The sequence below is a fragment of the Janthinobacterium sp. NFX145 genome, from assembly GCF_049810325.1.
In the GTDB taxonomy this organism is placed as follows: Bacteria; Pseudomonadota; Gammaproteobacteria; order Burkholderiales; family Burkholderiaceae_D; genus Janthinobacterium; species Janthinobacterium rivuli.
On record NZ_CP187360.1, the window covers coordinates 3,440,007 to 3,452,874 of the forward strand.

Below are 12,868 nucleotides of genomic sequence, written 5' to 3' on the forward strand. Positions count from 1 at the left end.
CCTATTGCATCGGCAAGGTCGCCACATCGACGGCCGGTGCCTGGCCCGTGGCCGGGCGCGTGAAGTTCTGGCCGGTTTTCACGACATCAGCGAAGAAGCCGCCGTTATGCAGATAGAACCTGCCGTTTTCCAGCCCGCCCGCATAATCCATGCGCTGCGCATTCGTGGCCGTGGCGTCACCGGTGAACCTTCCCGCCGTCACTTCGGACCATGTACCGGAAACGTTCCTGGCCCATTGGTTGCCGAACTGGACGCGGCGCTGCGTGTAGCCCAGGGTGTCGATGAAGTTCTCGAGGAAGGAATGCACGCGCGTCAGATAGGTGGAAATCGCCGGCCGCTTCCAGGTGGCGATGTAGCGCCACTGGCCCGTTTCCGGCGCGAAGAACCAAGCCGAATAATCGCTGCCGCCCTTGCCGTCGGGCCGCGCGCGCGTGATGAAGCGGTACGTGGTGCCGGCCGCCCAGTTGTACGACAGATAGGTCTGCCCGCCCGTGCCCTCGCCGCCGAAGGCATTGTCGATGACGCCCTCGCCCTTGCTGACCAGGGTGGTCTTGGCGCCATTGTCGGCGTCCCACACGGAAAACAATATCCAGCGCTCGCTCGGTGATTTCACCTGGATGCCCATGTAACCCTGGCCGAAGCCGTTGGCCATGAAGTAGGAACCGATGGCGTCCTGGCCGACGGGTATCGTCATCTCGTTATAAAAATACTCGGTATTGGCCGGCACCGTATAGCCCATGTGCACGGACGGCCCGCGTCGCGACCAGTAGTAATTGGCAGGATCGCTGGCATAGTTCAGCGTGGCACCTGCCGTCACCTTCAGCGCCGTGACCTCGCCAAACGAGGCCTTTGCGCGCGACAGCCCCTGCAAGTCCACCCTCACATAACCGGCCGCCGGCACGTTCACCGTGCCCACGGCATAGGTCTTGCGGGCCTTGCCGGCCAGCTTGACGTCGAACGGCACGCCATTGATCTTCACGCGGATGGTGCTGTTGCCGCCATCGGCCAGACTGGCGTCGAGCGCCACCTGGACGGGACCTGCTTCGGCCACGCGGAAATACGTGCTGGCGACGGCAGCCGGATTGCTCCAGCCGGCCAGGCCATGCTCGCCGATGACGGCGCCCTCCTGCCCGCTGGTGATAAAGGCATTGCCAGCCAGTTCCACGCTGGCGGGCGTCGCGTGCGCCGCGGGCGCGGCCACGCTGGCGGCCACGCAAGCGGCAAGTAAGGGCATGGCGGAAAGGACTGCGCAGAGCAATGAATTTGTGTGTTTCATCAACGTCTCCTGGGATGGAAAAAACCCGCTACGGCGGCAGGCGCGGTAGCGGGTCGTCAAGCCTTAGTACTTGCCGTCGAGGGCGAAGATCGGCTTGCGCGATTTCCACTGCCCGCCCGTGAAGTCCGGGAAGTCCAGGGTCTGGAAGTTGGCGGCAATCGATTGCTCGGACAGCGGCGTGATGGCGCTCCACGTCACGGCATCGTAGATATCGATCGGCATCGGGGCGTTGGCCTTCAGGGCTTCGACAAAGGCGTGGATGACGAAGAAGTCCATGCCGCCGTGGCCCGCGCCTTCCGCTTGCGCCGCGTACTTGCGCCAGACCGGATGCTCATACTTGTCCTGGTAGACCTTGAAGTCGTCCCACTGGTGCGGCTTGCTGACGCCTTCGATGTGAATCGAATTGTTCAAGTCCATCCACAGGCCATCCGTGCCTTGCACGCGGAAGCCCAGCGAATAAGGGCGCGGCAGGCTCGTATCGTGCTGCAGGATGATGGTTTCGCCGTTCTCGCACGCCAGCGTGGTGGTGACCACGTCGCCCAGTTTGAATTTCACCTTGGCGTTCGCATGCTGCGCGCCGCCCGGCTGCTTGACGATGTAGTCGTGCAAGCCGCGCGCCTTGGTGGCGAAGGCGTTGATGCGCGTAAAACGGTTGCCGCGGTTGATGTTGGTGTACATGGCGCAGGGGCCGATGCCGTGGCTTGGATACAGCTCGCCATTGCGCTCGACCGAGTGCTGCGTGCGCCAATGGGCTTCCGACCAGCCCTTTTCGCCGAATTCCACGCCGCCGCCATACGGCTTGGCCGGATTGCCGCTGTTGAATTTGACGGCGCGCAGGTCGTGCTGGTAGCCGCCCTGCAGGTGCAGCAGTTCGCCGAACAGGCCCGCCCGCACCATCTGCAGCGCAGCCATCACGTCGCGGCGGTAGCATACATTTTCCAGCAACATGTAGGGCGTGCCCGTCTTCAGCTGGGTATTGAGGACATCCCAGTGGTCTTGCAGGGTGATGCCGGCCACCACTTCGCAACCGACGGGTATCTTTGCCTGCATGGCGGCGATCGCCATCGGCGCGTGGAATTCCCACGGCGTGGCGATGATCACGCCATCGAGGCCGCCCGCGTCCAGCATGCGCTTGTAGGCTTTCTGGTCGCGGTCTTCGCCATACGTGCGCGGACGGGGCTTGCCGGCCTTGGCCACCTGGCCCAGCGCGTGTTTCAGCATGATCGGCTCGATATCGCACAGGGCAACGACTTCCACGTCGTCGCGGCGCACCAGTTCGGCCAGCAGCACCTGGCCGCGCATGCCCGTGCCGATCAGGCCCAGGCGGACCTTGTCGCGGCCGGCCGCAGGGGCGGCGCTGGCGTCGCCGGGCAGCAGTGCGCTACCGGCCATGGCGCCACCGGCCAGCGCGGCGCTGGCGGACAGGAAATTGCGTCGATTGATTTGTGTCGTCATTGGTCTCTTCTCGCTTCCGTTGGTAATGATCGTCGCCGGCCCGCCGCATGGCAGACCGGCTGCAGTTTAATAGGTGTATTCAGCCGTGAAGCGCACGGAACGCGGCGCCGTGCGTCCATCAACCTGCAGGTAATTGCGGGAGATGGCGCCATGGTCTTCGCGCGTTTCACTGTAGCGTGTCACGGTCTGGCTGTTGAACACATTGAAGACGTCCACTTTCAGGCTCAGGCCCTTGACGGCGCTGGGAGTATAGGCCACATTCATGTCCAGCTGGGCTTGCCACGGCAGGCGGCCCTGGCTGCCGCGAGGCGCCGGCTTGCCATTGCAATAGAAGTAGGAATCACCGTAATCGTCCTCGAACCTCAGGTTGTCGGGCAGCGCGCCGATGCAGTTGCGCGGCGCACCCGAGGTCAGCGACAGGTTGGCGCCCACCATCACGTCCGGGATGACCTGCATGAAGCCGTAGGCCTTGAAGGCGTGGCGGTGGTCGCCCGGCAGATAGCCATACGCGTTGTACATCAGTTCCTTGTGGTCGTCGCTGACCGTCAGGCCCACGTCGCCGCCGCCGATGCTGTCCGTCTGGCCTTCCATATTGCCCTTCAAGCCGGACAAGGTGTAAGTCAGCTTGCCGTACCAGCCGTTCGTGTACGGGTGCTCGACGAACAGGTTCAGGGCGCGGTAGGTGCGTGCCGGTTTCGGATTGCCCCACTCCGCGGCAGAAATATCCACGCGGCGCAAGCCCTTGCCATCGTCAAAGTCCACCATCAGGCTGTTGTCGCGGCCCGGGTTGATGATGGCGCACTGGAAGCCGCTCCAGTTGCCCGTGTCGACGCCGTTGCGCGTGGCCCAGGCTTGCAACGGACGCGCGTCGCAGGTGTCGTCGTTGGTGTCGTTCAGCTTGCGGTACAGGAAGCTGGCGCCCACCACCAGCTTCTTGCTCAGGGCGCGTTCGAAGCCGAGCGAGAATTCATCCTGCGACAGCGGCTTCAGGCCGACGGCCGTCACTTCGCGCGCATCGCGGCTCTGGCCATACGCGTTGTTGGCCGAATACGGCTTGCTGATGGCGTGCAGGCCCGTCGGCGCGCCCGTCACGGGATCGACGCCCGTATAGGTGTACATCTCGCTGGTGGCCAGGAAGGGGCTGGCCATATTGCTCGACAGGTTAGACGGCACCGGCAAGTGATAACGGCCGCCGTTGGCGAAGAATTTCAGGGTGCCGTCGCCCAGGTAATCCCAGGTGGCGCCCACGCGCGGGGCGATCATGTTGCGCTGCGAGATAAAAGCCACGCCATCGGTGCTGTAGTTGGTGAACTGCTCGCGGCGCAGGCCCAGGTCCAGCAGCACCCGTTCCGTGACCTGGTAATGATCCTGGATGTACTGCGCCGATTGCACGCTGGTCGGACGCGCCAGGTTGGCGTTCAGGTCCTTGCTGACGTAATAGCCATCCTTGCCGTAGCCCTGGCCCTGGGCCGGCGTTTCAAAGGCGCCGTTGATCGGCAGATTCGGATCGGTGGCCCGCAGGTAGTTCCAGCGGTAGCCGCCGGCCAGGCTCAGGCCCACTTGCGATTCCACGTCGATGCGGTCGATGCCGCCGCGCAGCGAATGCTTGCCCAGCTTGTATTCCAGGTCCAGGCGCTTGGCCTTCTGGCGGTCTTCCGAGGAAGGGTCAACCAGAGTACCGGTCACTGTTTGCGGATTCACGTAGACCAGGCCTGGCACTTGCGTCGACTGGATGGACCTGGTTTGCGCCAGGCTGGGGTCATAGCCCTCGGGCGTGCGGCGATGGCTGGTCCGCGACTGCCCCATCATGGCCGTCACCGTCAGATTGTCCGTCAGGTAGCCCGTATACTTGAAGATGTCGACATTCGCGCCCGGCGCGGCCGACGAGCCGCAGCAGTTGATGGTGGTCTCGCTCCCGCCGCCACGGACGTTGTTGCGTTTCAAGGTGGCATAGTCGAAGCCATAGCTCTGGCTATCCGTTGTCGTGCGGTCATACAGCTTGGTATATTCAAAGTGATGGTCGTCCGTCAGGTTGTAATCGAGCTTGGCCATCATGCGGTCAACCTTGCTCTTGCTCTCGCGCCAGCCGTTCGGCAACACCTTGTCCGAGTCGTCGCGCGCACCGGCGACGGCGCCGCCGTCCGTGCGCGTCTGTTCCAGCGCCACGAAGGCGAACAGCTTGTTCTTGATCAGCGGCCCGCTGCCATACAAGCCGACGACCTTGCTGGTGCTGCCGTTATCGCGGTTCCAGTACTTCAAGGTGCCATCCGTGTCCGGATTGGCGCCCGTGTTCGGGTAATGCCGGTTTTCCGTTGTGCCCTTCAGCGAACGGGGAATGATGGAGACCTTGCCGCCGAATTCGACATTGTTGCCGCCGCTCTTGGTCGTGATGTTGATCACGCCGCCCGTGGAACGGCCAAATTCCGAGCCGTAACCGCCCGACAGCACCTGCAGGTTCGAGATCGCGCCAAACGGCAGCTCCGACGCACCCACCTGGGTCAGGAGATTCGTGATCGGGAAACCGTTGACATAGAACGCGTTCTCCGACTGGCCCGAGCCGCCGATCGATGGCGCATTGCCATACACGCTGTTGGTGCCACGGGCCACGCCCGGCGTCAGCTGCACGATGGAAGCGACGTCATTGCCGACTGGCAGCGCTTTCAATTCCTTGGCCGTGAAGATCACGCCATTGTTCGTGTTCGATACGTCGATCGGATTGCGCGACGCCTTCACCACGACGGTCTGCTCCTGGCCCACGGCGCCTGCCGCGCTGGCCGGGCCGAAGTTCGCTTCCGCGCCGGCGCCGATCAGCGCTTCGACTTCCTGCGATGCTTCCACCGAACCGGCACGCAGCACGCGCACCGCATAGCGCCCTGGCGGCATGGAGTTGGCCACATAGCGGCCCGACGTATCGGGCGTCAGGCTGCGCTGCACGCCCGTCGCCAGGTTTTCCAGCACCACGGTGGCGCCGGCCGGCGCGCTTACTTCACCGAAAATGGTGCTGGTGGCGTTCGACTGTGCCCAGGCCTGGCCTGGCACGCCGGCCGCCAGGGCGATCACGATCGCGGCGGCGCGGCTGATGTCGCGCAATTTGAGTCGGGTGGTATGCATGCTGTGTCTCCGTCTATATCGAGGGTTATGCGCGCCCTCCCCGCTCCAGGGCGGAGCCGGGGGATGCAATTTTTATGGTGGTCGTCGGCCGGCGCAGCCAGGCAATTGCGCCTTCCGGGAAATCAGTCCGTATCGGCTGATTTTCGTTTTCTTGGGATTACTTTAAAAAGAAAAATAAGTATCGTCAACAAAAAGAAAGTTATAACGCAAATTTATCGCTAAATTCAGTAAATTTGGGCGTTTTATCTTTCGATTAAACCAGCCATGCGTCATATAACTTTCGTTATCGTGGTGTGACGGATACACACGTAGGTACGGAGATGGCCATGAGCACAGAACCGGCGCCAAAATCTGGGGATATCAACGCGAAAGCAGCCAGGGCAATCGCCTTTCACTTACGTTTATCTTTCGTATTGCACATTTAAGAATATTGTCTTTTCTTTTCGTGGCAATACCCCGGCCCGCCACCATGCTGGCTGGCGGACCGGGGCCGCGTCACGTGTTAAAAGAACTTGTAGCTGGCTGACAGGGCGAACTGGCGGCCGAACAGGTCCTGGCTATGGTTGTAGCCTTCCCAGCCGTTCGGGTCGTAGTAGGGCTGCTTGTTGAACGCGTTTTTCACGTTCAGGCCCACGTCCAGGTTCTTCATCGGCTTCCAGCTGAAGGCCAGGTTGACCGTCGTGTACGACGGCGCGCCCTTGCACTGGCCGGCCGGCAGCGCCACCGAGGCGGCGGTGCAGTTTTCCGGCGTGTTGTCCTTGTCCCAGGGACCGTAGGCCCAGCGCGTCTTGCCCGAGTAGTTGACGAAGACGCTGCTGACGAAGTTACGGTAGCTCCAGTCGGCATTCACGGTGGCGCGGTAGCGCGGCGAATCGTAGTAGCCGACGGTGTTGCCCTTGATGTCGCTGCCGTCTTCGCTGTCGTGGGTGTCGCGCTTGCGGATGGTGGCCGCGATGCCGGTACTCAGCTTGCCCCAGTCGCCGAGCGCGAAGCGCGTGCGGGCATCGATGTCCACGCCGTCCATCAGGGTGCGGCCGCGGTTCGAATACGAGTTGATCAAGCCGCCCAGGTTGCCCACCGAGTAGCCAGGCACGCCGCCCGCGCACACGCCCGCGTTGGCGGGATTGGCGCACATGGCCGCCACCGCCGCCACGTTGCCCCGGTCCGTATCCGTCAAGTCGTTGCGGATGGCGCTCGATGTGCCGGCCAGGGTCGGGCCGTACTTGTCCACCAGTTCCGTAAACAGCTCGTTGAAGTCCTGGCGCACGATTTCGTCGCGGCGGTTGATGAACCAGTAATCGATGGAGATGCTCACGTCCTTGGCCGGCTGCAGCACCAGGCCCACGGTCGATATCTTCGCCTTTTCCGGACGCAGGTTCTGGTTCGGCGGCGTCAGGCCGCCCACCGTCGTGGAGCAGTTCGAATTGAGCAGGCTCTTGCCCAGGTCAGCATCCGTCGCTATTTTTGACTTCATCAGCGCGCGCGCCATGGCGTTCGTTTCATCGCAGCGCACCGTGTCACGGATGCCGCCCACCTGCGCAAAGACGCCGCCCGTGCCCGATTCGGCCAGGTTGGGCGCGCGGAAGCCTTCCGAATACGTCCCGCGCAGCATCAGGTCGGGCCGCGCGCGCCAGATCACGCCCAGCTTGGGCGCCAGGTTGGCGGCGAAATGCGGGTATTTGTCCAGGCGTGCGGCCGCGTTGACTTCCAGCGTGTCGCTAAGCGGCACCACCACTTCGCCAAACACGGCGGCAATGGTACGCCGGCCATCGAACCAGGAACCGCCCTGCTGCGTGATCAGGCCATTGGCCGCATCCGCGTTGCCGGGCGTGAGAAAACTCTCGCGCATCACGTTGGTGCCGACGGCGGCGCGCACTTCGCGCTCGCCCAGCTTGAACAGGGTGCCTTCCACTTTCGCATCCCACGTCATCAGCTTGGTCCACGATTCGATGGCGAAGGTCGGATAGGCGCTGCGTACCAGCGCCGCATTCGCCTCGCTGATTTCGCCGAATTTGTAGGCGGGATTGTCGGAGATATACGTGCGGCCGCTGACGGGGTCTTTCGTGAACGGCCCGAACGCCTGCTCGAAGCCCAAGATGTTGATGTTCGCCGTCTGGAACAGGGTCGAGTGGCTGCCCGCCACGCTGAGCGCCGTTTCAAAATCCCAGCCACCGCCGATGCTGCCGCGCAGGCCGACGAGCGCGCGGTAGTTTTCATCGACGTTCTTCTGGCCGAAGTGGCCTTGTGCATCCTGCAGCAGGTAGTTCAAGCCGGCCGCGCCGCCCATCCTGGCTACCATGTCGGCATCGAGCTTGCCTTTCAGGTAGACGTTGTTCGGGCTCAGGAAAGGCGTGGCGAAGGTGTTCAGGGTATTGCCCGTATTGCGCGCGAACCAGTTGTTCGTGCTGCCGCTGTTGAAGCTGGACGGGCCATTTTCGCCGCGCATCTTGATGTGGGTGAAAGCGCCTTCCGCGAACGCTTCCATGTCGCCGCCCAGTTTCAGCCTGCCGCTCAGGTAAGCCGTGGCCCGCTCCGAGGTGGGTCCCGTATCGAGCTGGTTGGGCAGCGCATTCCACACGCAGCGCGTGCCCGACGCTTCGGTGATGCTGTTGTTGCAGCCATTGACGGCGCGCTGGGTGCGCGCATTGTTGTTGGCCTTGTCGAAGACAAAGAAGGTTCCGGGATTCACCGTGCCCGGTTCGCTGCCGACGCCCACGCGCATGTTCGGGATGAAATTGGGATTGTTCGCATAAAAATACGAAGGACGCTTGCGCCAGGTATCGGCCAGCGCAATGCGGTCGCGCTGGTAGACGTTCACGGAACCATAGATGTTGTAGCCGTCGCTGGCCAGGTCGCCCAGGCCATACAGCACGCTGGCCTGGCGTTCGCCATAGGATTTCACGCTCGGTGAAAACTCGCCATTGGCGCGCGCTTCCAGGCCCTGGTACGACTTCTTGGTGATCACGTTGATGACGCCGGCGACGGCGTCGGAGCCATACACGGCCGACGCGCCATCCGTCAAAATTTCCATGCGCTCGATGGCGGCGGCGGGAATGGCGTCGATATTGACGAACATGGTCTGGAAGCCGGCCGGCGCGCCATAGAACGACAGGCGGCGGCCATTCAAGAGCACCAGCGTGCCCTGCGCGCCGAGGCCGCGCAAGTTCGCTTGCGAACCGCCATCGGACCCCGTGAACATCGAGCGGAAATCCTGCTGCGCCGGGCGGGCGGCAGGCAGGTTGTCGAGCACTTGCAGCAGAGTGAGCGCGCCCATGTTTTCGATCTGCTTGGCGTTGATCACCTGCACCGGCGACGCCGTCTCCGCGTTGATGCGCTTCAGGCTGGAACCCGTCACTTCCACACGCTGCAGTTTCTCCTCCTCCGCTGCCAGCGCCGTCGAGGCCAACCCTACCGCCACCATGGCGGCCATCAGTTTTTTCAAGTGCATTCTCAACTCCCTTTTATAAGTGATTTGTTTTCGCAAGGCTGCAAGAGCCCCTCCCCGGTCCGAAGAGGGGCTCTTTTTTAATGCATGATTGAGTGTCTAGCGCGGCTTGACGGTCGCGCCTTCCATGCCGGTCAGCACGGCGTTGGCCCAGTTACCGCACACCTGGGCCGGGTGGGCGCCGCGCGCGCCCAGGGTGCGCAAACTGAGCTGGCTCAGGCCGCGCACGTCGATTTCGGGTTTGACCACCCCGGGAGCCATGACCAGGCCGCTGTCATACAGCAGCCGCTCACCGCTCCAGACCTGGAATTGCAAGCCGCCCGCGCCGCGGCAGCTATCGTCCACGCCCAGGTCGGCGCGCAGCAGATTCCAGTTGCCGGCCAGCTGCAAGTCGATGCGGCTGGCCGGTCCCACGCCGAGGCCCTTGCGGAACCACAGCCCGTTCATGCGCATGTCGGCCGCCTTGCCGGCCGGCCGGTCGCGTCCGATATTCTTCGGCAGCACCAGGTCCGACAGATAGTGCTGCACCTCCTCGCCTTCGGCCACTCTGTGTTCGAGCACGCGGAATGCCGACAGGGTGACGGGCGCCACGTCGGTGGCCAGCGCCGCGTCAAACGCACGCGCCACCGGACCCGCTTGTGCCGCCGTCACCATCGGGTCGGTGGACGCGGCGCCATCGCCTTCCGGATTTTGCGTGCTCATGACGCGGAAGCGCAGCAAGCGCCCGGCCGTGGCGGGGAAGTTGATCGTCTGCCTGCCTTCCTGCAGTTTGAGGGTGCCGCGCGCAAGTGCCGCGCCCCATTCGCCGTTGTTGTCGCCGATGTAGATTTCATAGTCGCGCACCTGGCCATGCTTCCAGTGCTGGTCGTTGCGCGGCGCCAGTTCGATGCCATCGATCAGCCGGCGCTCCGTGAAGCCGATCACCCATTCGTGCGGCCCGCTTTTCACGGACGGACTGCGCACGGTGCGGAACCACGTCTCCGGCTTGCCATCGAAGGCGTTTTCCAGCGGATAGCCGTTTTCTTCGGCAGGACGCGCCACCACCTGCATGGCGTCGGCCGGCAAGGCGCGGCCCGGCACGGGGGCGGCCGGGAAATCGGCGTCGACTCTCGCCACGGCCAGCGCGCCGGCGACCTGCAAAGCTAAAGGCTGGCGGATATCCTGCGCCGCCACTTTCACGTGCAAGGTGCCTTGCCGGTCGGCTACGTCGAAATACCAGCCTTCGACCGCCTTGTCGTAGGCGGCGCGGTCGCCCGCTGCCGTGATCAGCCGTTCGCCAGCCCGCACGGTGGCCGGAGCCTGGCCCGCCAGCATGCGCAGCGCATAGCCGCGGCGCGCTTCCTGGCCCTGGTACTGGCCATCGACGGCGCCGATATCGACCTGCACGTCGGCGCCCGTCTGGCGCATGCGGATGACTTGCTGGCTGAAGGCGCCGCCCTGGTACTGGCGCGTGCTGCCGTCGTCTTCATACAGCGTGTAGTCGGAATCGCCGTGCGGGTAGATATCGAGGGTCAGCTGATCCTTCGGCTTCTGGCCGTCATACAGCATTTCCGGATACATGGGCAGGATGGCGCCGGCGCGCACGAACACGGGCAGTTTATCGAGCGTCACCTGCATGTCCAGGTCGCGCCCCTTGGCGTCCGCCGTGGCCTGGCGGCCATCCCAGTAGTCGTACCACGTACCCTGCGGCAGGTGGATGCCCTTGCGCCAGCCGCCGCTGACGGCCTGGCTGCGGTAGACGGGCGCCACCAGCAAGTCGCGACCCAGCAGGAATTGGTATTTATAGGCTTCCGTGTAGGCGGCCGGGTCTTGCGGGTAATCCCACATCAGGCCGCGCACCAGCGGCGCACCCGATTGCTCCGCTTTGCGCACGAGGGTATACATATAGGGGGTGAGGCGCATCTTGAGCTTCAGATAGCGGCGGTTGATGTCGCGGTACGGCTCATCAAACCACCACGGATGCTTGCGCTCGGCCGCGGCCCAGCCGGACATGCCCATCAGGACGGGCGTAAAACTTTTCCACTGCAAGTCGCGCAGATAGGTTTCCGGGCTGCCGCCGAAGATGGCGTCCACGTCGCCCGATGCATACGCCTGGCCGGACAGTCCCGAGCCGATCAGGGTCGGGATGTGCCAGCGGATGTAGTCCCAGCTGGCGCTCTGGTCGCCCGTCCACGCCACGGCGTAGCGCTGGATGCCGGCCCAGCCCATCACCGTCCACAGGAAGGGCCGGCTGTCGGAGTTGTTCAGGATGCCGTCATAGGCCGACTTGTTCGCATCCATGGCGAACTGGTAGCCCTTGCCCGTCCACGCCACGTCCAGCTTTTGCACGCGGCTGCCCGCCTGGCCCACTTCCCAGGCGATCTTGTCGACGCCGTTTTCCGTCCACAATCCCGTGCGAAAACCATAGCCGGCCAGTCCCTTCACGGTTTCCGGCAAATTCGTGTAGCCGCAGCCATAGCCGTCGTTGGGCAATATCCAGCCGCCCGGCATGTCGTGTTCGCGGTACTGGCGCGCCACCGTTTCCACCACGTCCGGCGTCTTGCCGCTTGGGCCGTCGCTCCAGCCCTTGGGCACGGAACCGGGCTTTTTCACGTTGTCGCCATCGTTGTAGCAATCGGCGTCGCCGTATTCCAGCGCCCAGCGGGGCAGCATGCGCGCGCGGCCCGTCAAGTCCGTGTAGCGGGCGACGACGTCGCGCAAGTCCTTGCCGACGAAGAAATACGCATCGAAGCGCCCTTCCGCGTGCTGCAGCGAGATCTGCTCCTTGTCGCGCAAGTCGTAGTTCCCGTCGGACCAGGTATTGCGCAGCATGCCCCATCCGCGTGAACTCATGAGGAATGGCGCGGGATTCGGCCGGTCGCCCTCTTCCCAGCCGCCCGAATACGACACGGGCACCTGCTTGCCCTTGAATTCGAAGCGGCCATTTTGCTGGCCGCCGCCAAAGTAACGCTCGCCCGGCAGGCTCGATAGCACCTGCACGCCCTGCTTGTCGTCGAGCGACAGCGGCTGCACCTCGCGCCACAGGGGCGCCGCATCGCCCTTGCGCAGCAGGGTAAAGCGCAACGGTTTGCGGTCGATGCGCAGGCTCAGGGCTTCGGTAGTGATCAGGATATGGTCAGGCTGTTCATGGATCTGGTACGCCACCTGCGCGGCCGACTGGCCCACGACGATGGGCGCGGCCTTGTCGCCTGGCCCCGTCAAGCCCCCTTTTCCGCCCGCCTGGATGCGCAGCACGTCCACCTGCGGCAGGCTGATACGCAGCTGCATGCCCGTGTCGCTGCGCAGATCCCAGCCCAGTGCCTCGCCCTTGGCCACGTCGGCCGCGTGCACGGCACTCACGCTGGCCAGGTTGCCGAGAGGCGCGGCCTGCAAGCTTTGCGCAGACAAGGTGGCAAGGGCGGCGAGGACACAGGCGGCAAGGACGCGGCGGGGAAGCGGGAGAGGTTTCATCTATCGGCTTTCAGAAGTGATTCGATGAAATACTTTAAGAAGAAAAATAAATATCGTCAATCAAAAGAAAGTTAAAGCGGCAATTTATTAATAAAATGCCCATAATTGGCGCATTTTTCTTACGTTTCACC

At 63.5% G+C, this 12,868-nt stretch carries 5 protein-coding genes; all 5 read right to left on the reverse strand.

The window, feature by feature from the left end; all coding sequences use genetic code 11:
* Window position 1 precedes the first annotated feature (1 nt).
* The gene (locus ACPJXG_RS15380) at window positions 2-1,234 is read right to left on the reverse strand and encodes a DUF3472 domain-containing protein (RefSeq protein ID WP_425251578.1); all 1,233 of its coding nucleotides are present in this window, start codon (window positions 1,232-1,234) and stop codon (window positions 2-4) included.
* 105 nt (window positions 1,235-1,339) lie between these two features.
* Window positions 1,340-2,731 (reverse strand): Gfo/Idh/MocA family protein, encoded by a 1,392-nt coding sequence (locus ACPJXG_RS15385; RefSeq protein ID WP_425251579.1) that lies wholly within the window; start codon window positions 2,729-2,731, stop codon window positions 1,340-1,342.
* A 66-nt stretch (window positions 2,732-2,797) separates the two neighbouring features.
* Window positions 2,798-5,842 (reverse strand): TonB-dependent receptor, encoded by a 3,045-nt coding sequence (locus tag ACPJXG_RS15390; protein WP_425251580.1) that lies wholly within the window; start codon window positions 5,840-5,842, stop codon window positions 2,798-2,800.
* Window positions 5,843-6,344: 502 nt separating this feature from the next.
* A complete protein-coding gene (locus tag ACPJXG_RS15395; RefSeq protein ID WP_402721173.1) occupies window positions 6,345-9,290 on the reverse strand; it encodes a TonB-dependent receptor plug domain-containing protein in 2,946 nt (981 codons plus the stop codon).
* A gap of 96 nt (window positions 9,291-9,386) precedes the next feature.
* Entirely contained in the window at window positions 9,387-12,737 is a 3,351-nt protein-coding gene (locus ACPJXG_RS15400; RefSeq protein WP_425251581.1) for a TIM-barrel domain-containing protein, read from the reverse strand.
* Window positions 12,738-12,868: the final 131 nt, after the last annotated feature.

Coding starts and splice junctions, on each gene's coding strand:
- ACPJXG_RS15380 (WP_425251578.1), bottom strand. CDS start 1,234: ATGCCCTTACTTGCCGCTTGCGTGGCCGCCAGCGTGGCCGCGCCCGCG.
- ACPJXG_RS15385 (WP_425251579.1), bottom strand. CDS start 2,731: ATGACGACACAAATCAATCGACGCAATTTCCTGTCCGCCAGCGCCGCG.
- ACPJXG_RS15390 (WP_425251580.1), bottom strand. CDS start 5,842: ATGCATACCACCCGACTCAAATTGCGCGACATCAGCCGCGCCGCCGCG.
- ACPJXG_RS15395 (WP_402721173.1), bottom strand. CDS start 9,290: ATGCACTTGAAAAAACTGATGGCCGCCATGGTGGCGGTAGGGTTGGCC.
- ACPJXG_RS15400 (WP_425251581.1), bottom strand. CDS start 12,737: ATGAAACCTCTCCCGCTTCCCCGCCGCGTCCTTGCCGCCTGTGTCCTC.